The 22,305-nt window shown below is 38.1% G+C and carries 24 protein-coding genes; 9 read left to right on the plus strand and 15 right to left on the minus strand.

The window, feature by feature from the left end:
* The 9 genes from KT990_RS10125 to KT990_RS10165 all read right to left on the minus strand — a co-directional run bounded on the left by KT990_RS10125 (window position 1) and on the right by KT990_RS10165 (window position 9,251).
* Window positions 1-816, minus strand: coding sequence for a LicD family protein (locus KT990_RS10125; protein WP_218208740.1), 816 nt, complete (start codon window positions 814-816; stop codon window positions 1-3).
* Window positions 816-1,886, minus strand: coding sequence for an NAD-dependent epimerase/dehydratase family protein (locus KT990_RS10130; RefSeq protein ID WP_218208741.1), 1,071 nt, complete (start codon window positions 1,884-1,886; stop codon window positions 816-818). Before KT990_RS10130 ends, KT990_RS10125 begins: the two co-directional genes overlap by 1 nt.
* A gap of 3 nt (window positions 1,887-1,889) precedes the next feature.
* Window positions 1,890-2,609 (minus strand): IspD/TarI family cytidylyltransferase, encoded by a 720-nt coding sequence (locus tag KT990_RS10135; RefSeq protein WP_218208742.1) that lies wholly within the window; start codon window positions 2,607-2,609, stop codon window positions 1,890-1,892.
* 28 nt (window positions 2,610-2,637) lie between these two features.
* The gene (locus KT990_RS10140; protein WP_218208743.1) at window positions 2,638-3,612 is read right to left on the minus strand and encodes a glycosyltransferase family 2 protein; all 975 of its coding nucleotides are present in this window, start codon (window positions 3,610-3,612) and stop codon (window positions 2,638-2,640) included.
* Between the two features lie 5 nt (window positions 3,613-3,617).
* Window positions 3,618-4,250 (minus strand): methyltransferase domain-containing protein, encoded by a 633-nt coding sequence (locus KT990_RS10145; RefSeq protein WP_218208744.1) that lies wholly within the window; start codon window positions 4,248-4,250, stop codon window positions 3,618-3,620.
* A gap of 16 nt (window positions 4,251-4,266) precedes the next feature.
* Complete coding sequence (locus KT990_RS10150; RefSeq protein WP_218208745.1) at window positions 4,267-5,982, minus strand: ABC transporter ATP-binding protein; 1,716 nt, start codon at window positions 5,980-5,982, stop codon at window positions 4,267-4,269.
* A gap of 8 nt (window positions 5,983-5,990) precedes the next feature.
* Window positions 5,991-6,839 (minus strand): glycosyltransferase family 2 protein, encoded by an 849-nt coding sequence (locus KT990_RS10155; protein WP_218208746.1) that lies wholly within the window; start codon window positions 6,837-6,839, stop codon window positions 5,991-5,993.
* A gap of 28 nt (window positions 6,840-6,867) precedes the next feature.
* Entirely contained in the window at window positions 6,868-8,763 is a 1,896-nt protein-coding gene (locus tag KT990_RS10160; RefSeq protein ID WP_218208747.1) for a hypothetical protein, read from the minus strand.
* A gap of 74 nt (window positions 8,764-8,837) precedes the next feature.
* On the minus strand, window positions 8,838-9,251 hold the full coding sequence (locus tag KT990_RS10165; RefSeq protein ID WP_218208748.1) for a pilin: 414 nt from the start codon (window positions 9,249-9,251) through the stop codon (window positions 8,838-8,840).
* A 437-nt stretch (window positions 9,252-9,688) separates the two neighbouring features.
* On the opposite strand from KT990_RS10165, the gene KT990_RS10170 reads away from it, so the two are divergent.
* The 4 genes from KT990_RS10170 (at window position 9,689) to KT990_RS10185 (ending at window position 13,139) form a co-directional block, all read left to right on the plus strand.
* Entirely contained in the window at window positions 9,689-9,835 is a 147-nt protein-coding gene (locus KT990_RS10170; protein WP_228730804.1) for a hypothetical protein, read from the plus strand.
* Between the two features lie 181 nt (window positions 9,836-10,016).
* Window positions 10,017-10,613, plus strand: a complete 597-nt coding sequence (locus tag KT990_RS10175; protein ID WP_218208749.1) for a pilin — start codon at window positions 10,017-10,019, stop codon at window positions 10,611-10,613.
* A gap of 61 nt (window positions 10,614-10,674) precedes the next feature.
* A complete protein-coding gene (locus KT990_RS10180) occupies window positions 10,675-11,307 on the plus strand; it encodes a type IV pilin accessory protein (protein ID WP_218208750.1) in 633 nt (210 codons plus the stop codon).
* A gap of 194 nt (window positions 11,308-11,501) precedes the next feature.
* Window positions 11,502-13,139: a PglL family O-oligosaccharyltransferase gene (locus KT990_RS10185; protein WP_218208751.1), complete on the plus strand. Its 1,638-nt coding sequence runs from the start codon at window positions 11,502-11,504 to the stop codon at window positions 13,137-13,139.
* 48 nt (window positions 13,140-13,187) lie between these two features.
* Here KT990_RS10185 and bfr read toward each other — a convergent pair whose 3' ends face one another.
* The 6 genes from bfr to gmk form a co-directional block, all read right to left on the minus strand.
* The gene (gene bfr / locus KT990_RS10190; RefSeq protein WP_218208752.1) at window positions 13,188-13,652 is read right to left on the minus strand and encodes a heteropolymeric bacterioferritin subunit Bfr; all 465 of its coding nucleotides are present in this window, start codon (window positions 13,650-13,652) and stop codon (window positions 13,188-13,190) included.
* 223 nt (window positions 13,653-13,875) lie between these two features.
* Window positions 13,876-14,070, minus strand: a complete 195-nt coding sequence (locus KT990_RS10195) for a bacterioferritin-associated ferredoxin (RefSeq protein WP_004732422.1) — start codon at window positions 14,068-14,070, stop codon at window positions 13,876-13,878.
* A gap of 341 nt (window positions 14,071-14,411) precedes the next feature.
* Window positions 14,412-14,795: a RidA family protein gene (locus tag KT990_RS10200; protein WP_005263848.1), complete on the minus strand. Its 384-nt coding sequence runs from the start codon at window positions 14,793-14,795 to the stop codon at window positions 14,412-14,414.
* A 75-nt stretch (window positions 14,796-14,870) separates the two neighbouring features.
* Entirely contained in the window at window positions 14,871-16,976 is a 2,106-nt protein-coding gene (locus KT990_RS10205; RefSeq protein ID WP_159516313.1) for a RelA/SpoT family protein, read from the minus strand.
* Between the two features lie 214 nt (window positions 16,977-17,190).
* Window positions 17,191-17,472 (minus strand): DNA-directed RNA polymerase subunit omega, encoded by a 282-nt coding sequence (rpoZ, locus tag KT990_RS10210; protein ID WP_004650579.1) that lies wholly within the window; start codon window positions 17,470-17,472, stop codon window positions 17,191-17,193.
* A 76-nt stretch (window positions 17,473-17,548) separates the two neighbouring features.
* On the minus strand, window positions 17,549-18,172 hold the full coding sequence (gmk, locus tag KT990_RS10215) for a guanylate kinase (protein WP_005094292.1): 624 nt from the start codon (window positions 18,170-18,172) through the stop codon (window positions 17,549-17,551).
* A 134-nt stretch (window positions 18,173-18,306) separates the two neighbouring features.
* Between gmk and ispH the strand changes: the two genes are divergently transcribed.
* The 5 genes from ispH (at window position 18,307) to KT990_RS10240 (ending at window position 22,297) form a co-directional block, all read left to right on the plus strand.
* Window positions 18,307-19,257: a 4-hydroxy-3-methylbut-2-enyl diphosphate reductase gene (ispH, locus tag KT990_RS10220; RefSeq protein WP_005168840.1), complete on the plus strand. Its 951-nt coding sequence runs from the start codon at window positions 18,307-18,309 to the stop codon at window positions 19,255-19,257.
* Window positions 19,258-19,418: 161 nt separating this feature from the next.
* The gene (locus KT990_RS10225) at window positions 19,419-19,991 is read left to right on the plus strand and encodes a pilus assembly FimT family protein (RefSeq protein WP_218208753.1); all 573 of its coding nucleotides are present in this window, start codon (window positions 19,419-19,421) and stop codon (window positions 19,989-19,991) included.
* On the plus strand, window positions 19,991-20,515 hold the full coding sequence (gene pilV, locus KT990_RS10230) for a type IV pilus modification protein PilV (protein WP_416378409.1): 525 nt from the start codon (window positions 19,991-19,993) through the stop codon (window positions 20,513-20,515). Before KT990_RS10225 ends, pilV begins: the two co-directional genes overlap by 1 nt.
* Window position 20,516: 1 nt before the next feature.
* A complete protein-coding gene (locus KT990_RS10235) occupies window positions 20,517-21,533 on the plus strand; it encodes a PilW family protein (protein ID WP_218208755.1) in 1,017 nt (338 codons plus the stop codon).
* A gap of 14 nt (window positions 21,534-21,547) precedes the next feature.
* Window positions 21,548-22,297: a PilX N-terminal domain-containing pilus assembly protein gene (locus KT990_RS10240; protein WP_218208756.1), complete on the plus strand. Its 750-nt coding sequence runs from the start codon at window positions 21,548-21,550 to the stop codon at window positions 22,295-22,297.
* The last annotated feature ends 8 nt before the right edge of the window (window positions 22,298-22,305 follow it).

The raw sequence follows: 22,305 nt of genomic DNA on the forward strand, positions 1-22,305 counted from the left end.
TTATTCTATCTCTATATGTTCTGCATGGAATACACGCTTATCTCTACTTGGGATTTGCATATAATTTTTACCATATAAACTAATAAGGTATTCGTGTGGTTTCGCTGGCCCTAGAAAACTCTTTCCTTCAAACGTAATTTTTTGGGGAGGGAAACATTCAGAGTACAATAGCTTAGGTATTTTTATAGCGCGTGATGGATGGTGATGGGTAATTTTTTCAGGATTTAAATGACCTGCTAAAAAAGAAAAAAATTCATTAATTTTCAAGAAAACATAGCCTATAGGAACTAAGATTTTTGCACACATATAAACTAAAAAATTTTTGTGACCTGTTCTATTGATCCTAAACACGGCACCAATAAACTTATCAATAAAAATTTTAAATGAATAAGAAAGACTATGGTTTAATGGAAGAACATCAATAAAAAGTCCTTTAAAAACAATATTTTTTCTCAATCGATTGTTTTTAAATTTTAATGAAGAGTTTTTATCAACAATTCTCATAAATTTTGCATGAAAGTTTCTGTCTGTTTTATATGTTTGTATAAAATAGTTCTGAGGAAGTTCATTTACTAGAATCTTTTCTAATTTTTTATAATCTTTATACCAAATATCAATATCAATATCATCATCCCAAGGTATAAAGCCACCATGTCGCACTGCTCCAAGGCAAGTACCACCACTAATGAAGTAAGGAATATTATGTTTAGTACAAATCTTGTCAAACTCAATAAGCATCTCTAGTAAACGCAGTTGAGCTTTACGTAAAACTGTACCTTCTCCATTATATTCAGAAAAATCTTCCAGTTGATTCATTACTTACCCAACATTCTCGATAGCGATTGCTTCAAGCCTACCTGTGGCGACCAACCTAGTTGTCTCAATTTATTACTCAAAAGCTTAATTTTCACTGTTGGCAAATAGCCTAGCTTGGCAGGATCATCACTCAGATCAAATATAAGCTGACTATGCTTATTGTCCCCAATCTCAATTAATAGCTCAGCCATTTCTTTAATAGAGCAGGTGGTATCTTCATTAGCAACATTATAAATTTCACAGGGAACCCCCCGAGTAAGTAAAAGTAATAAACCTACAATAGCATCTGTTATATAACAATAATTCCTTATTGTCTCACCTTTAGACTTCAACACAATATTTTGCTGGCTTTTAACTGCACGCACAAATTGAGCATAAACACGACTGTCCTTATAGCTAAAAGAGGAAGTTAAAATCTGCGGTAGCCTGGCAATAATACATGGTACATTAAATTGCTTATAATATGACAGAAAAATGCTTTCTGAAGCTCGTTTAGCCTCAATATAACTGCTTCTGGCAGCTGTCCAATCAATCACTCCATGATCCGTTTCTTTGGCTTCAAAAGTATCTAAAGTTCCATATACTTCCAAAGAAGATAAAAACAAAACTTTCTTGATTTTTGTGTTTTTTGCTAATTCAAGAATGTTGAAACTCCCCATCAAGCTCGTTTTCAAAACATCAGCTGGGTTTTTAATAAAATCCTGTGATGAAGTAGGGCTCGCACAGTGAATTATGTAATCAATTTCTTCTTTAATAAAAGGAATATTTTCTATACAACCTTCTAAAAAATAAATATGTTCATTCGTATTTAATTTAGACTTAGCTTGTTCAATATTACGCACAAGTAAAACTAGCATAATTGGCTCTTGAGCAGTTTTGTTAAATAACGTCACTACCTCAACAATTGCAGAACCAATTAAACCAGTTGCTCCCGTAATTAAAATCGTTTGCCCAGCAAGGTGATTTATAAAACTTGCTGTCTGTAAAATTTCTGCTATTTCGAAGGAAGGATGATTAATCATTTTAAGTAAAAGGTTAGCCAGATTATTTTTGAATGTTAGGGGATACATCACTCAGTTATTAAAAACTAGACGATTCTCATCTAACTCAACGATAGCACGAAATATATAATAATCGGTCGGAGTAGTTACTTTTATATTCGCTACTGGGCCTTCAACTAACGTTAAAGCATGCCCGTATTGACTCATTAACGTACAACAGTCAATTGAATCATAGATACCTTCTAGCATGGCTTGTCGGTGGACAGAAATAATATCACTTAATATAAAACTTTGCGGAGCTTTTGCTAAACGTGAGTGCTTTCGTGATGGAACATTTTGTACAACCATTTCATCGTCAACCACGACAAAGGTTTCGATAGTGGGTGAAGTGGTAATAGCACTTCCACTTCGTTTCACCTGGTTTATGTTATCTGTAATAATTTTCTGATTAATAAGAGGACGCACACCATCATGAATTAACACTATGCTCTCTTTTCCGAAATGTTTTTCAATAGCTGTAAGTCCGTTATAAATAGATAGTTGCCCAGTTTCACCACCAATAACAACATCAAAAACTTTGGTTAGTTGATAGCGCTGAATCAGAGACTTAAAATGTTCTAGCCACCCTGCCACCATTACGACGATGATACCATCAATTTCCGGGTGATTTTGAAAGTGTTCTAAAGTGTAAATAATAATCGGCTTATCATGCAGCTCTAAAAATTGCTTAGGCTTATCCTTTGAATTCATTCGAGTACCAACGCCACCTGCAAAAATTAGAGCTATATTCATATCTATTAATTTACTTTTACTATAAAATTCAAGTTGTATATTTTTTACCCAATAAGATCCTAAACCAACGCCAAGGTATTAATGCCATTTCAATTAAAATGGGGTTTATTCGTCTTATGAATGTATTTTTATATAAAGTAATATTCGGCCTACTTTTATGATCCAAAGTATAAGCAAATTGACCTATACGCAACCAAAATAAAGGTTGAAACATCATACCATCATGGATGCAACTCCAAAGATTTTCAGCAATTGCTTTCTTCCTACTAGTAGTTAATCTATTTCTGTCTTTTAATTTATTATGCAGTGCTAGTAAATATTCTACTCTTGTCTTGGCAACAAGACCTTTATGATGCCCTTTTGAAACCCGAATTCCTTTTGAATGTTGAACCCATGCAGCGACTGATTGTTTGAACTTAAATGATTTCAACTCATGTTTTTTACACAACTCCCATGCCCAGTAAACATCCTGATTTTTATTAATATTTTCATCCCAAACACAGTTTTCAGTAATACTTCTTTTTATCACTAAAGCACATGTTGCAGTAGAATTTCCTGGACTGATTGCAGCTTCAATAAAATCGTCTGTATCTAACTGTTTTGCGATTTCTAAAATCTTACCAACCTCATCTGTTTTAGTAATTTGACCATAGGAAATATCAGCATCAAGCTCAATTAACTTTTCTAATTGTTTGACAGCCACTGCAGAATAGAAAAAATCATCGTCATCAAGAAATCTTACATACTTGCCTGTTGCTAACTGTAATCCGTGATTTCGTGCCGCATTAGCATGCCCTTTTCCAATAGGAGACACTACTAACCTCGAATCATTCATTAGATTAAAAAGACTTTCTCTCCAACTCTCATCTCCACCATTAGGAACAACTATAACCTCAACATCTCCATTTGGAGCTGCATTCAGTGCACTCTGCACTGCTCTTGGTAGAAATTCTGGTCGATTGTAAGTAGGTATAATTATGGACAGTAAGGGGTTCTTATGCATACCCATTATTCCCATATAAAAAAGTGATGATATGGATTTTCAAATAACCTATAGTTTTTAGAAAGTTTTTTATTCGTGATTTTCAATCCAAAATCTGAAATAACTGTGTTTAAAGAGAATTTTTTTGCTTCTATTTCCCAATAGTGCTCCCCATTAAAAAGATATTCTTTTGGTTTAAAAAAAAATTTTTCAACCAGAAATTTAAATTGTCTTATATATGGAAATGTTAAAATAAATTTTCTAGCTGGTTTTTGATTTGGCAGGCTTATAATTATTTTTTTTGAAGCCACACGATTCAATTCATTAATAGCAATTAATGATTGCTCATACGGTAAATGTTCTAATACTTGAAATGCACAGCATAATTCAAAAGCATGATTTTCAAATGAAAGGTTAGTAATATCTCCAACTATATCTGGACTCAAAGTGTTATCTATATCTAATGTAGTCACTTTTATTCCATTATCTCTTAAAATTTTAATCGGCACTCCATCTCCAATGCCTACCCATAAAACTTTTTCACATCCCGAATTTAATACTTCATTAATTTGATGCCAATAACTCGACCACCTATTTAAAGTGACATATTTTAAGAATTCATAATGGTCAGCATCCACCTGTACTTCATTAGTTTGCATAATTAGCCTTTTTCACTTATAGATGTAAAATTTTGTCACAATTACTTATTGTATTTAACCTATGTGCGATAATTACTATAGTCATAGAACCATTTAAACTTTGAATAGCTTCATTCACTGCTTGCTCAGTTTCAGTATCTAATGCACTGGTCGCTTCATCCATAAATAAAACTTGTGGATTTTTATACAAAGCTCTTGCAATACCTATACGTTGCCGCTGTCCACCTGAAAGCATAACACCACGTTCCCCAACAAGCGTATGATAACCCAAAGGCAATTGACTTTGAATAAAATCATCAATTTGTGCTTGCTTGGCTACAAACTCAACTTGCCTTAAATCTATATCTATTTTCGCTACGCCGAAAGCAATATTTTCTGCAATAGATTTATCTGCCAAATAAATACTTTGTGGCACATAACCTACTAAATCTCGCCATGGTATGGTGTTGTATTCAGTCAGTTTGACCCCATCAATCAATACCTGACCTTGCTGTGGTTGTAATAGTCCAAGCATAATATCCATGAGCGTACTTTTGCCACTGCCGCTTTTTCCAACAATACCCAAGCTAGAGTTTTTTTTAACTTCTAAACTAAAGTTGTTTAGGATGGGAGACTCCATTCGATTGGGATAAGCAAAACTTATATTCTCTAAACGTATGGAATGTTCAAACTTCAAATATTGAGTGCTATCTTTTCCTATATGCTTCAATTCATCTTTTTCTAATGCGAACTCAGGTTTAAGCACAGACAAGACCTGCTCAGAAAACTTAATTTGAGAAATAGCGCGATACATATTTTGTGCAGCAGGAAGCATACGGTAAGCAGCAAAACCATATAGACCAAGCACAGGCAAAATATGTGATACTTCTTTTCCTGAAACTACTAAAAGCATGGCTAAACCAATTAAGCAACCATAACCTACTGTTTCTATAACATTGAGTGGTACTTGTCCTAGTGTTTCGCGTGTGGCGATATGCCGTGCAAATACACGAGAGGATTCCTCAAATTGCTTAATATATCCATGTTCTGCATTGTTAATCATTACGTCTTTAATACCAGCAAGGGCTTCTTGACAGGTTTGGTAACGCTCTTTGTTAGCTTGGGTAAATTCTTGCCCAATTTGGGTCAGCTTTTTTCGAACTAGCATATAAATGCTGGCGTAAAATAGACCGAGCACAAAAGCTGTTGCAATAGCCATGAGCGGATCATACAGCAGAAGAATGCCGATCATTGACAATAATACAACACCATAAGACATGAGAGTTAAAGCGGGTAAGATCATGGTCCAAATGAGTTGATCGACTTCGGACAGAATGTTCTTAGCCAAGGTTGCACTATTTCGCTGAATAAAAAACTCATAGTTTTGTTGCAAATAAGTTTTAAGTAGGCGAGTGGAGAAATAGTGACGCTGTAAACTCGCAAAACGATTAACCGCATATTGGGTCACAATTTTGAATACGGTTGAGCATATAACAACAAATAGTGAAAGAAAGCCTAAATACAATATAAAGTTTTGTTTATTTGCAGCTCCCGTAAAATCATAGAGCTGCTTTAAATAGGAATTTGACTCAACAACATTGGGGTTTGATAGTACTGCCAAAAAAGGCATAATAGAAATAACACCAGCCGACTCAATAAAAGCCATCCCCATGACTAAAATGAAAACATAAATGACTTTACGTTTATCTAAGGGCGATAGAATTTGCCAAAGTTGTTTTAAACTACTTAACACGGCTTTCTTTACTTCTCTTTATACATTAAAGCAGTTATCTGCTCTGAAATTAAACCCATTAAAAAAATCATAATACTGCCTGTATAAAGCAGTGCACTCATATTGGTAAAACGATGAAACTCGTAAAGGGTATAAGCATACCAACCTGTTCCCATTAAAAATAGCACTACAGCGATTGGTAAAAACATCTTTAAAGGTGAAAATAGTGTGGCAATTTTAAAAATAATTAGAAAGAAGCGCACACCGTCTTTCAGGGGGTGAATATGACTTTTGCCTATGCGTTTTGCTGCATGTATTGGAACATAAGTTACGGAGTAACCTGCGCGGAAAAAAGCCATAGTGCTAGTGGTTGGGTATGAAAATCCATTTGGTAGTAAATATAAAAACTCACGGAATTTGTCTGCTCTAACTGCACGAAAACCAGAGGTGAGATCTTCTACTTTTTGTTCAGTCATATATGTTGCAAGGTTATTGTAAAGTGCATTGGCAATACCACGACCGACACTGGCTTGAGAGCCTTTTTGTCTTGCACCTACAACTAAGTCATAGCCTTGTTCAATTTTCTCAATCAAGCGAGGGATATCTTGCGGATCATGCTGCCCATCTGCATCCATAAATACAATGATGTCACCCGTTGCAGTACGTGCCCCCGTTTTAATGGCAGCACCATTACCTTTTGAGTAAGGATGAGTGACTACTTTTGCGCCAGCAGTTTCTGCGACTTGTTTGGTCTGGTCTGTAGAACCATCATTCACCACAATAATTTCATGAGCAAGCTGTAATTGTTGAATCTGTGCAAGAGTTTGACCAATTGCAGCAGATTCATTTTTGGCAGGGAGGACGATACTAATTTTCACGGGCTTTTCCTAAAACTTCGCTACATGCCTAATATTCTAGAAATTTGTATTGTTTTTTTAAATCAAAACAAATTTTTTTATGACTATGATCAAATTTTTTTTCACTAGCATTGCATAGTTGTTTTGTATAAAACTCTTTAGCTTCACTCAGTTGATGATCATCAATATATTTTTTTAAAATGATTGACCCTGTCCCGATGTTGTGACTTAAGTCCCAAATTTTAAGTAAGGATGTCCATTCTAAGGTTTGATCCTGTTCGTACTGAGCAATTTGGTACAAATTAACATACATTGCTAAATGGTTTCCTTTGCCTAGACTTACAGCAGGCGTATTTTTAATTAAACTTTCATTAATTTCTTTTGTGTCTTGTGCTGAGATATATTCACAGTGTTTAGTTTTAATTTGATTAAATAGAGCTTGAAGTGCAGATGGAGCACCTGAAATAAACTTTTGTGTATGACTAAGATTTTTGATGTAGATTAATTGTTTGTGGGTTTCATCTTGCTTTTTAAGAACACAACTGAGCATTAAATATTGGATTTGGGAATTTAAACATGTTTGACAATTATCTTTTTGTCTTTTTAATATTTCATAAGCAGGCTCAACTTTACCTTGTTGTAACCACATGAGCGCTAAGTGCTCCGTGGCACGTGATGAACCTTTCTGGTTAATGAACCATGCTTGTGCAGCTTGTTCGGGTTTGCCCCAAAGGGATGTAACTTGAAAGGTAATAAATGATAGAAAGACTAAATAAATAATCAAGCCTCCCCAAATTAAAGTCGTAAATTTTTTATGATGTAGTGTAAGTTGATTGAGTGCATAAACGAGTAATAAATATAAGCCTAGAATTGCAATATAATTACGATGTTCGTAATAAAGTTCTAAACCGATAACGGTTGACTCCAGTAAATGTCCAGCAAAAAACCATAATATTGCAAAGGAAAAAATCGTATACTTCTTTCTTAGAATGATTGCAGCTAGCAATAACAATAGACAAATAATAATATTGATAATTGCAGGGATGTTTCCTGAGAGCTGAGTGTTTTTAGCATAGTTATCATGAAAAGGGTTGTAAGAAAAAATATCTGGAATAAAGGCTAGGCGTACATAGTCAACCAGAATTTGTGGTTGTGTGATAATGCGTTCATGTAAGGTGTAGTTACGTACAGAATAGCTAAGTTCTGAATGTGAAAGGGTGCTTAAAAGATAGCCTAAAATGATAATTAAGCACACAAAAAAAAGAGAAAACCTTAATTTCTTAAATTTTTGAATGGAGTAATAACGCTGAACAATGGTGTATTCGAGGACTAGAGTAAAAATAGGCAGTAAAATACCATTTTCTTTAGAGAACATGGCAAGTAGTGTAAAAATAAATATGCTACCTAACTGGATACATAACCCTAAAGTTGGTCTCTGTTTTTGTACATCTAAGCCTTTTAAGTAGCCTATAACACCCGAAAACACAAATAAAGCAGATAAAGATGCCATTCTTTGTACGGCAATGAGTTGTGTCGATACTAATAGAGGAGAAATAAGCCAAAGTGAGCTCACTGCTAAAGCGAGCCATTTATTTTTTTCTGATTGTGAGTAAATTAAATTAAAAATTTTACAGCTAATAAAAAAAACGAGTATTCCATTAAATAAATGGATCAGTGTATTTATTTGGAAAAAACCACTTAAGTTTTGATCCCAATCGTTAGTATTAAGCAAAAAGCTAAGCATAGATATGGGACGACCAAGTGGACCTGAACTTTCATTAAAAATATAGAAAAGTGCCGAGTTTAGATCATGAATATTTGCTAAACCACTTAAAGGACGGAAGTCATCATAATACAGTGCCCCAGAGAATCCCCAAGAGTAAATAACATATACGAATAGTAATGAGAATATCAAAAGAAGATAGGGTAATTGTTTTTTTATCATGGTAACTTACACTTTCAATAGATATATAAAAAAGAGAGCAGGAAGCTCTCTTTTTATGACTTTACAACTTTTGATTATGCTTGTGGGCAAGATTTAGGTGCAAGAGATGCATCAGCAGAATCTGCTGTTTCGCAAGTCCAATCGCCCGAGGCTGTACGTGTCCAGGTTATTGTTGCATCACGAACTTGTGATGGAGCATTTTTAACTGCACATTCAATTGTACCAGCACCATCAGTAAACTCTGCCTCAATAGTACAGTTTGAAGTTGAGCCATTTACACCAATATCCGCGACAGTAGCGATATCGTCCCCATTGTTGATACGATCTTCAATGGCTGTTTTACCGGCAGAAATTTCAGATAAACCAGCAGTCAGTTTAGATTTTGCTTGGTAATTACTATAGGCAGGAATAGCAATTGCAGCCAAAATACCGATAATAGCAACAACAATCATCAACTCGATCAGCGTAAAGCCTTTTTGAGCATTCATAACATTCTCCACAAATGTTTTGTTAATTTAATTATAAGCTTTGTAAGCTAAGTTATAGTTAGCATAAAGTATGCCAGAACATATTATCTAATTATTCCACATGAAATCAATATTTTGTTTAATAGATTAAAAATCTTAAAAATTACAAAAGTAAATTTATGTAATTAAGTGACAAAAAATGTCAGTTTTGTTGGTTTTGTGAGAAGTCGTATTGCAAGTGGTTTATCGCTGTAAATGCTAAATTATTAACAGTTAACCAAGCAGACAACTATATTGGTTTATTACTGATTGCTTGTGTGCGGATGAAAGCAATCTAAAATTGAAAGTGCTGTTCTATGTGGAATATTTCATACATGGGGGGGAGTAATAGGGTGAAACGACTTAAAGACTTTAAAATAACCGAATGAATACTTTGTCCAGCTGTAAAAGTTGTGTTCATGCAATTTGGTGATGATGAAGCGACTCATCGTATTGCTATCCATCATGCAAAACGTTTGATTCTTCAGCATAAAGAAGAAATACAGAAATTGGCTTATAAATTAGGCTGGAATTTTTACTCTATTTTTAGCTTGTCAAAATTTTAAAATATCTCACGATTAGTTTGCTTCATAAAAGTCATGCTATCGCCCTGAGTAAAAGCCATTTTCTGATATGGACAAATTGGAAAAATTTGTCTATTGAAAACTATGTCCATATGGACAATATGAAAGATGAAGTAAACCAAGATAATTCAACTATTTGATGCATGTCCATATAAAGTGACTTATGGAATATATTGAATTAATGATTGTTGTAGCAATTATTGGTATTTTGGCAGCCGTTGCAATTCCTGCATACCAAAATTACACTGTGCGTGCAAAAGTAACTGAAATGCTAAGCGTTGGCTCTTCAGCTAAAGCTGAGATTTCTGAAGGCTTTCAAAGTGGTGGTATGACAGGTATTTCAGGAGCAGCGGCTTCTATTAACCGTACTCGAACTACAAGTAAATACGTTTCTCAGGTTGGTGTAGATGCTGCGACAGGTAAAATTGTAATTGTATCGGCTTCAGATACACAAGCTGTTAAAACGGGTCTTCCAACGGATGCTCAAGGTAAAGCACTTGCTTTAATTCCATACATTGCTGTAGCTGGAGATGCAGGTGCAACTGACCCTACAGTATTGACAAGCACTACTGTAAGCAATGGTGAAACATTACAATGGGCATGTGTTTCTGAAGGTACAGCTACAGCAACTGGTCGTGGTATTGATGCGGCTGATGCGGTTGTAACTCTTACAGCACCTACCTCTACAGGTAATGTAATTACTGCAGTTGCTTCAACAGTTGGAATGCCAGCAAAGTATGTTCCTTCTGAATGTAAATAATTTAGTCTGAATTAAAAAAGCCGATAAATATCGGCTTTTTTAATTCAAAAAAAGAGGTGCTATGTTTAAAGTTAAACTCAAAGCAACATTATGGCATATGCTACTGAGTTTAGTGATCTTTACTTATATCATTGCGATGTTTTACTGCGGAAGTTATGCTGCACCATTGGCACAAGCTGTGGGCTTTTGGCCTATTGCGTTGTTAATACTGTTGACGGTGATAGTTATAGGACCTTGTTTAACCTTTTTGGTGTACCGGCCGAACAAGTCAAGTCTCAAATTTGATTTAAGTTTCTTGATTATATTACAGTTGGCAGCTTTGGGGTGGGGGGTATTTAGCTTGTATGATGCACGGCCGGTATGGATTGTACATAGTGTAGATCGTTTCGAATTAATCCAAAACAATGACCTGTATATTGCTGACACTATCCCAAAACAGAACGAGTTTGCAACGCCACCACAGTTTTTTGCTCAAGTGGCGGCGGTTGAATTATCCAAAGACAACACACAACGTCAAGAGGATTTATCTAATGCGATATTTTCTGGGTTGACTTTAAGTATGCAACCCTCACGCTATGTGAGTTATCAACAAGTACAGACTGTGGCATTAAAAAATGCACACTCACTTCAAGAATTAAACCAATTTAATTCCCGTGCAGATGTAGATGAAATCTTAAAAAAAATACCCAAATAGTCAGGCGTATATTCCACTGCGGGCAAAGCAGCAAGACCAAGTGGTGGTTAGTGGATGCTAAAGGTGATATCGTAAAAATTGTTAATTTACGTCCTTGGGATTAATTAAGTCTTAGAACATATTTCAAAAAGCAGATTACCTCAAATCTGCTTTTTTGTTTATCATGTGCCCAACTTCCGTTGCCTAATATTTCCATGAAATTCACGCTCGCCCTGATCGCGGCAATCTTGATCTCCCTTGCATGGCTCATGCCCATTCATTACCGCCCATGGGTAACGTATACTGGTGAACTCTATGCATTCTTCGCTTTATTCGCGCTTGCTGCAATCTGTCTAAAAGAAAAACTCAAAATTCCAGCAACGAGTCTACCGTTGCTGTTACTAGCCTGTGTACCACTGATACATTTTCTGGCAGGACAGGTATTTTTCTTTAGCATCGCCATGATGGGCTTTATTTTTGTCTTTAGCTTTTGGCTGGCCAGTGTTGTGGGTTATAACCTTTCAACAGGAAACTATAACCGAGAAGAAACTTTTACTAATTTGAGTTATGTGTTTCTAGCTTCAGGTACAGTCACAGGCATGATGGCACTTTGCCAATTGACAAATCTGGATTCAGTATTGCCAGGTATGGTAAATATTAGTGGCAACCAGCGCCCTTATGCCAATTTTGCTCAGCCGAACAATATGGCGACTTTTTTGGTCATGGCATTGATGAGCTGCCTTTACTTATATGAAAAGAAAAAAATCCAGACCAAATGGTTATTTGCCTGCGCTACAGTGATTGTCATGGGAGTGGCTTTAAGTCAGTCACGTACTGCCTGGGTGGCTGCGATTGCGATCATACTGTATCTGGCATTCTATCAATATAAAGGCATTATTCGCCTGAAATGGTACTACAGCACAGCTTGGTTGATCTTCTTTATTGCCTGTATCGTGGCTTTTCCATTACTCAGTCAGTTCGCTGCACAGGCGATGGATGCGGATGTCGTGCAAAGTCGGGATGTGGTGTCTCGTGCCACCGGAGATATGTCACGCCTCGCAATCTGGCAGCAGATGCTGGCTGCAATTCAGGCACAACCATGGTTTGGCTATGGCTGGTATCAGACCAGTGTGGCTTTTGTTTCGATCAGCGATACGGTGCAAGGCCCGGTCTGGATTCGTAGCGCGCATAATTTTATTCTGGACTTTTTGCTCTGGAATGGCTTAATTATTGGTTTACCATTTCTGGCCTATTTCGGTTATTTGGGTTATCAGCTACAACGCTGGGTCAATACCCCGGAATCTGTCATCGGGATTCTGATGATTGGGGCATTTGTGACGCATGCCATGTTTGAGTTTCCACAGCATTATGCCTATTTCCTGTTGCCAGTCGGTTTTATTCTGGGTACGGTCTTGGCACAGAATCCAAAAATTAAAACGATTGGTTTACCACCGATATGGATGAAACTGACCTTTAGCCTTGGAGTGATCTTATTGCTCGTGATTTACCGGGATTACGATACTGCAGTACCTAAACTCGGACAAAGTATTCGTTATGAAATGCAGCCTGAAAAGATCACTAATGAAAAGCCGATCTATCTATTGACTGAGTTTAATCACCGGATTGCCTGGATTCGGGTCAATCCTTATCGCAAGATGAGCGAAGATGAAATCTATCAATATGAAAAGCTGGTGGTGAGCTATCCAACCAAATACAACTTTTTAAAATATATTCGTTTATTGGCTTATAACGGCTATGTAGATGAAGCACAGCATCAACTTCAGCGTTTAAATACGATTCAGAAAACTGAACTCGACTATGCAGAAGTGACGCGGGATATGCCACGCCAATAAGTACAAAAAAAGCCAGAAAATGCTGGCTTTTTTATTGTGAATCGAATCTTAGAGCTGACTTTGAATATAGTTTTCGATACCCACACTTTCAATCAGATCGATTTGCGTGGTCGTCCAGTCCAGATAGTTTTCTTCTTTTTCCAGAATTTCCTGTACCAGATCACGGGTCACATAATCCATTTCAGTTTCAGCCAGTGCCATAGCTTTCTGAATGGTCTCAATGTTTTCTTTAACTTTACGTACATCACAATGCAGCACTTCTTGAGTATGCTGGCCGATATACAGTTTGCCCAGATGTTGCAGATTCGGCAGACCTTCTAAAAATAAAATCCGTTCAATAATTTTATCGGCATGTTTCATCTGCACGATCGATTCTTTATATTCTGCCGAGCCCAGTTTCTCAATGCCCCAGTCATTAAACATGCGCGAATGCAGGAAATACTGGTTAATTGCAGTTAGGTGGTGATACAACACCTGATTGAGCTGATTAATCACATCACGATTGCCTTTCATCACATAACTCCATTTGAACCTGTTTTATCTTTCTAAGAAAGCACTCTAAGGATGATAGTAAAGCAAGTCAGGGGGCAATGGCGAGTAATTTATGGAACAGCAAATGAAAATCGCAATCAAATCGATCCAGGCTTAGATCAACAGCAATAAAAACCCGCCAGAGTCAGAGGCGGGGGAGGAGGAATGATCTGAGATCATTGATTTATGATTATCTTTATTCGGTTTAGGCGGCCACAGCCAAACGGGCCGCAATTTGTGAAACTTCATCACTGATGATCATGCGGGCTTCTGGTGCACAGCGGCCACAGCAGGTTCCCAAGTCCAATATATCGCGCACATCACGATACGTTTCAGCGCCATTTGCAATAGCATCTTTAATGTCTTGATCTGTAATGCCACGGCATAAACAAACGTACATAGGACACAACCACAGTGTTTAAATAAGATAAGTAATATTATTGATAATTGTTATCGTTTGTCAATAAAAATCATTTGAAATAGCTTTTATAATGATTGGTGATTTAAATAAAAAATAAATATCTGAACGGAAATTTAAGTGTTACGGGAATTTTTACCTTAGGGGATTCAGCATTGCGAGCGATATAGAAGCTTGGCTACAAGATTCTTTCATCAATCATTTTTACCCATTAAAGAAAATCCCCTCTCCAACAGGGAGAAGGGATTTTTAATATCTATTGAAATATCAATAATATGAGCATTTTATGATTTTAAAAAAGATGGATTGAATAAATTTTCAGATTATTGCTGAATAATGACAACACCATCCATTTCAACCAGGGCATCTTTAGGCAGACTGGCAACGCCCAAAGCAGCACGTGCTGGATAAGGCTGGGCAAAATATTCACCCATAATCTGGTTCACCAGCTGGAAGTGCGATAAATCAGTCAGATAAATATTCAGTTTGGCGATGTCTGCCAGAGAGCCACCGGCCGCTTCGCAGACGGCTTTTAAATTATCGAATACACGGCGAATCTGTGCTTCAATGCCTTCAACCAATTCCATACTATAAGGATCTAAGCCAATTTGACCCGATAGATATAAGGTATCACCGACTAAAATGGCTTGCGAATAGGTGCCAATCGCAGCAGGGGCATTTTCAGTATGGATCACTTGGCGGGACATTAATTTCTCCTTTTATCATCAACATACATCATATTCGATCAATCCAGCCGACAACAGCATTATCGTTTTAAATGATTAACTCGCTTTAGATGCTTCGCTCAGAATGACGGGCCGGGTCAGACGGGTAATTCTTGGAAAACCGAAATACATACGCAGGTCCCGGATGATCTGGGCAATCTGTTTGCGGTTATGCACCACGATATTAACATAGGTCTGCTCATCCTGGGTGCGCACCATCTCTACCCCTGAATGTGCTTTACGACATTGATAAATCAGGTCAGAAATCTGCTCATCATCCATGGCCAGATCAATACTGAGATAAGCGCTAAAGCTGATATCATCCAGATCATCGGCAGTCCACTGCAAGGGCATGATATTTTCAGGGTGCTGATGCTGTTCATGCAGCAGGTTATGACAGCGTGAACGGTGCACAATCAGGCCACGACGAGTCAAATGACCCTGAATCGGATCGCCCAGCACCGGATTACAGCAATGTGCATATTTGACATCTACACCTTCAGTGCCCTGAATCAGGCGCCCTGAGCTGGCAATGTTTTGATGCTGGTCTTGGGCAAATAAATGATTGGCCACCAGTTGCGGCAATAAGTCACCGACTGCAATCTGCTCAAACAGCTGCTCTTGAGTCGCAATATGGCGCCATTCCAGCAGGTTTTTCCAGTCCGCTTCGGTCAGATCCCGGATCGAACGATGAAACAGTTTTAGGGCACGATTCAGGGCCTGTTGACCCACCAGACGCTGTTCGTCCAGATCCTGATCGCGCAAGATATTCTGAATGGCACGGCGGGCTTTCTGGGTATTGATAAAGCTGAGCCAGTCCGGATTTGGGGTGGCAAGAACATCGGTAATGATTTCGACCACCTGGCCGCTGACTAAAGGAGTCGAGAGCGGTTTGGTTTCGTTATTAATTTTCGCCCCAATGGCATGGTTACCCAGGAACAGGCTGGCCGCATAAGCAAAATCAACCGCTGTTGCGCCTTGCGGCAATTCGTGTAAATGCCCATGCGGGGTATACACCCAGATTTTTTCCTGATGCAGATAATCCAGTAATTCACTAAAGGTGGTTTTGGCGCATTCACCATCGACCAACACGTTCAGATTTTGCATCGAGGCCTGAATTGCAGAACGACAGGCTTGCGGGGCATTTTCACCCAGTACCACACCAAAACGTGCGGCTTTACGCATCAGTTCGGTTTGAATGGTGAGCGACAATGTCGTCTTTTCGCCTTTTAAACGCATCATCAAGGACTGGTTGCCACCGGGTAATGGACGGCGAATATGATCTTCATAGCTTTGAATTTTAAAGCTTTGAGTTAGAATCTCTGCCAGACGGTCACAATCTGCAATGCTTTGTAAAATAATTTCAAAGGCATGACTATGGGTTAGCTCTTGCAGGTCAATATCATTTTTAACAAAATGACGTAACAGCTCAATATTATTATTTTTCTTTTTGATTCGACCTTCAATTTTATAGTCTTCTAAGAGATCATTCAGCTTTTGTTCCCAGATCGCCTGATATTCACAACGTTTTGGCTTGGTTTCTAACAGCGCTGCCTGAACGTTGTTATACATGTCCAGATCAAGATTCTGATAACACAGATGTTCCAGATTGTCGGCCATTTCATTCATGCCGACAATACGTGCCATCGGCACAAAAATTTCAAAGGTTTCGCGGGCGATACGCGCGCGTTTGTCCGGGCGTAGCGCCTCTAAAGTGGTCATGTTGTGATAGCGGTCGGCCAGTTTCACAATAATGACACGTGGGTCCTGTAAGGTGGCTTGCAGGATTTTCCGGAATGACGCGGCTTTATTATATTCTTTATCGCTGGAATGGCTGAGTTTGGTCACGCCATCGACCAGCTCGGCCACGGTAAAACCAAAGGTCTCGCTGATATCATCTTTATTGAAGTCGGTATCTTCAATCACATCATGTAACAAAGCAGCCATCAGGGTTTCAGTGTCCAGACGCATATGCGCCAAGATACAGCTCACCGCAATCGGATGCAGGATATAGGGTTCGCCACTTTTACGCACAATACCGTCATGCGCGATATCTGCATAATCACAGGCCGCAAGCACACGTTCGACATCACGTTCATTTAAATACGCGTCGATCATCATCTCTAACTGTTGCTTGGCTTGACTGACCTGTGGGCCTGGCATAAAACACCTTTAAAACTGAGTTTCTTACAAATAAAACCATGAAAGCTTTGATTAAATATGAATTGTAGCGCTTGCCAAATTTTTACTTTAACAAATAGAAAGCGGATTCAAGTTCGATAGCTAACCCTTATGTTATAACCGTTCTGGCATAAATATAAAAGTCACATAACAAAAAAAAGCCTAGTTTAAAACTAGGCTTTTTTGTGACGATCTCTTATTGGAAAGAAAAACCGTCTAAGTTTAGATTATTTGCAGAAAGTGCAAGGTCCAGACTTGATGTTTGATAGTCCTGATCACGTTGTTTCAAAATATCTTTGGATACATGACCTGCAGCGATTTCACGTAAAGCAACAACAGTCGGTTTGTCATTGTCCCATTCTACAGTTGGTTCAATACCTTGACGTGCCAATTGACGCGCGCGCTTGCTTGCCACTAGTACAAGCTCAAAGCGGTTGTCTACATGGTCTAAACAATCTTCAACGGTGACGCGTGCCATAAGAATTCTCGTTTGAATAATAAATTTTAACAGACTGCACAGTATAAAAGGCTTTGTCTATAGACTCAAGTTTTAATCACTGTTCAGTGGGTGTGATCAGTTGCTGAATCAGTTTTTCATGACGGTTGGCTTGCTGCGACAAGGTTAAACGGTTGGCGATAATGACCGCTTCGAGATCATGCAGTGCCTTGTTAAAGTCATCATTGATAATAATATAGTCAAAGTTGCTATATTGCTGCATATCTTCCACTGCACAGCTCAGACGATGTTCAATCACATCAACTGTGTCGGTACCCCGGTTAGACAGACGTTCACGCAGGTCAAACTGACTTGGTGGCAAGATAAAAATTTGTTGAGATTCAGGAAAAAGTCGACGGACTTGTTGTGCACCTTGCCAGTCAATCTCCAGCAGCACATCATGGCCTTTGGCCAATTGTTCTTTAACAGTCGCCTGCGCGGTACCATAGTAATTACCGAATACTTCTGCGTATTCAATAAAACCACCTTCATTGACCAGATTTAAAAAATCGTCTTTCTGGGAGAAATGATAGTGCACGCCATCGAGTTCACCAGGTCGTTGACCGCGTGTGGTATGGGACACAGAAACGTGAAGGTTATTGACACGCTCAAGTAGGGCTTTAACAAGGGATGTTTTGCCTGTTCCAGACGCTGCAGAAACGACAAACAAGAGACCCGACATGATATTTTTCCTGATATGATAAAATATCTTCTCTATTTTAGAGTAGACCGGCTTTAAACTAAATAGTTACCAGTCGATTGTTTGACATTTATTTCAATTGAACCGCTAAAAATGGTGTGAGTATTGAGGATTCTATGGAAATTGTTTTAGCCAACCCACGTGGTTTTTGTGCTGGTGTAGATCGTGCCATTGCGATCGTGAACCGTGCCCTAGAATGCTTTAATCCACCGATTTATGTGCGGCATGAAGTGGTACATAACAAATTTGTAGTCGATGACCTGCGTCAGCGTGGCGCGATCTTTGTCGATGAACTCGATGAAGTGCCCGATGACAATATTGTGATTTTTAGCGCACATGGTGTTTCCAAAGCGGTACAACTTGAAGCCGAACGCCGTGGTTTAAAAGTCTTTGATGCAACTTGTCCATTGGTCACCAAGGTGCATATTGAAGTGACCAAATATGCGCGTGAAGGCGTAGAAGCCATTCTGATTGGTCATGAAGGTCACCCTGAAGTCGAAGGTACCATGGGTCAGTATGACAAGAAAAATGGTGGTGAAATTTATCTGGTCGAAGATGAAGAAGATGTTGCTGCCTTAACTGTGCATCATCCTGAAAAAGTGGCTTTTGTCACGCAAACGACCTTATCGATTGATGATACCGCAAAAGTGATTGACGCTTTACGCCAAAAGTTCCCGCTGATTCAAGGGCCGCGTAAAGATGATATTTGCTATGCCACCCAAAACCGCCAGGATGCAGTACGAGATCTAGCTGAGCGTTGTGATGTGGTGCTGGTTGTCGGTTCACCAAACTCATCGAACTCCAACCGTCTGCGTGAGTTGGCAGAACGTATGGGTAAAGCGGCCTATCTGGTTGATAATGCCGATGAACTCAAACAGGAATGGTTTGAAGAAAATGCCCAGATTGGAGTAACCGCCGGAGCTTCTGCACCAGAAATTCTGATTAAACAAGTCATTCAGCGTTTACAGGATTGGGGTGCCCAAGCACCTAAAGAGTTGGATGGTCGTGAAGAGAATATTACATTTAGTTTACCCAAAGAGTTACGTATTCCGGTAACTCAAGCCTAAAGTGTTAAGCACTTAACATTCTGAATTTTTTAGGAATTGACAGATAATTGCTTTTTGGCAATTATCTGTTTTTTTATACCTTTTATCTGTTGTGTGTATGTTTTGTAATTAAGTGAGATATTATTTTTAATAGGGTAAAGTTTTGTTGCTTTGGGGGCGGGATGAAAAAGAATAAAGGATTTACGTTAATTGAGCTGATGGTGACGATTGCAGTGTTGGCGATTGTTGCCATGATGGCTGCGCCTTCGTTTGGGGATTTGATTGCAAAGAGAAAGCTGGATACTACCGCTCGAGATTTTGCTTTAGTTTTTGGAGAAGCAAGGGGGCAAGCTATTTCATTACGGAAAAATATTACGATTAAATTGACTTGCCCGACAGAAACAGATCCAAGTACAAGTGAGATAAATGTTGTATGCCCTGCAAATACGGCAACTACATTTTCTTGGATCTCTCCAAATGATGATATTGAACTAACAAGTGATGCAATTGATGTTATTTTCACAGGATTGGGGACCGCAAAGCAGCGTGAAAAGTTCGTAGACAATCCGGTTTGTAATCCAGTCCCACCTGCTAAATCAACACCATGTGATACAGATCCAGATAATAATCCAAGAAAAATCCCTCAAATCGTGCCTTTAGAATTTACTTTGTGTAATTCCAAAATTAAAACAAGCAAAACTATTTTTGTTTCGAAAACTGGCACAGTGGATAGTATAAAAACGGGTGTATGTTGATGATAAATAGTACGAATCAAAAGGGCGTTGGTTTAATGGAGGTATTAGTTGCTTTATTTATACTTGCCTTGGGGGTGCTGGGATTTTCGGCTTTGCAATTAAGAGCAATGGATGCAGCCCAAGAGGCAACTGAGTATACGGTCGCAATGAATAATGCACGAGATTTAGCTGAACGTATGAGGGTAAATCGTACAGCCTTATCTGATTATAAAAATGCAATTAACAATGTTGTCTCGATAGATACGTGTATTGGTACTAATGATATTACAACACCTAAAAGTCTAGCAATTCCTAAATGTAATTCCACCCTGATGGCACAACATGATGCTACAGAAATTTTGGCTAAGGCTTCGGATAATGGACAAACAATAATTGTTGAAAATTGTGTAAAAAGTACTTTGAATTGCATATATGTTGCATGGGGAAAAACTAGTATTACTGCCTCAGATCTTAGTAACTGTGTTGATACAGATACCGGCGCATACATTGTGAATTCTAAATGTTTAGTTATGGAGGCATTTTAATATGAGAATCTATACTAAACAGAGTGGTTTTACATTAGTTGAATTGATGATATCAATTGTATTGGGGTTATTAATTAGTGCCATTGCATTACAGTTATTTTTAACCAGTCAACGTAGTGTAACTGTACAGCAAGCTATGATGAATTTACAAAGTTCAGCTTTATTTGGACTAGGTTCAGTCATTAATTCTATTCGATTAGCTAATTTGAATTCTTCTCAGCCATTTATTAATGATGATGTTTTATATGGTGGAGTTGTATTATCGCCTTCTAATATTTCCAATAATAAAAAATCAGATGGGAGTTTAAATTTCACCATTAGTGATGATTTGTTATCCCGTGGTGGAATCGGTGAGTCCAATTTAAAAGATCAAGAAAGTGATCAATTAGTTATCCAATATAAAGTAAGTACACCTAATCAATTTGATTGTGAAGGTACGGGACTAACCATAAGTGATTATGTGGTAGAGCGTTATTTTTTGCGAAAAGACACAAATCGTAATGACCCAAATGAACCTTTGGCATTGGCTTGTAAGGCAACTCGTTATACAGAGGATACTGCTAAAACAAATACGACATTAAATGGCTTAAGTGGGAATGGGGAAATTATTATTCCACGAGTCGATCACTTTAGTGTGCGTTTGGGTGTGGCATATGATGGTGCGAATGCAGATTGTAATGCAATTACCACAACTAAAAAAGTTCCAAACGAAGATGGTGAAGAAGAGGACGTAACGGAGAATATTGCAGCAGATTCTCGTCTGGATTGTTTTAGCTATATGGATATTGAGGACTATCGAGCATTAACAGGGGAAAAACCACAAATTGTCTCAATACAAATTGGTTTATTAGTACGTTCTACAGACACAGTGGGAAATAATGAGTTTTTTGATGGGGATCAATCATATAAGGTATTGAATATAAGCGCTATGCTTAAGCCAGACAATAAGAATAACCTATATTTACGCAGTATTGTGACCCAAACAATTGCTATTCGCAACGGCTTTGGAATTGAGTAGGGGGAGAAGTAATCATGAGTAGGAATCCTAGAAATACTCAATCAGGGGCTGTCTTAATTGTAGTGTTAGTGATGCTCGTCCTTCTAACATTGGTTGGAACCTGGGCTATCCGAGGTAGTATCATATCTTTAAAAATTGCAACAAATGCTCAAGCAGAAGCATTGCTTAAACAAACCAGTGATTCGGTTTTTTTTACTTTAGAAAATAAAACTGATGATGAACTTGCTTTTACAAACATGCGTATTGGTGATGGCATGCTGAACTATACCTTAAGACCTGAAAATAAAGGTAAAGAACTTGTTTTCTGTATTCGCGGTGAAACTCCAGATAACTTTGTGGGAAGTCGTATTGCAAGTGTTATTTATTGGGAAGGTACGACCATCAAGAACACTGAAATGGGGAAAAATGGTTTCTGTCAAGTTAATCGTTTAGGGGATTTTTTAAGTGGACGTAGTGCTGTCATTACTCAAGTTAGTATCCGTGCAGCTTCAAGTGATCGCGATTGGGAGCATCTCATGGAAGGCGATGATAAAGAAACTTCAAAAAGTACAGGTATACAAAAAGTTGTAATTACTGCAACCTCTCTTATTCCAAAATTAAGTGAAAGTTCTAGTTCAGCTATTAATAAATGTTTATCTGAACGCACAAGTTTTGAAGATGAAGTAATTGAAAATGAAACAGTTACCGATTGTCTGGCCAGTGTCAATGTTCCATACAGTACACAAGAAATGGAATACACCATGAAGCCAGTACGTGCATCATAAGGGAATAT

This window comes from Acinetobacter sp. F9 (genome assembly GCF_019195275.1).
GTDB lineage: Bacteria > Pseudomonadota > Gammaproteobacteria > Pseudomonadales > Moraxellaceae > Acinetobacter > Acinetobacter pseudolwoffii.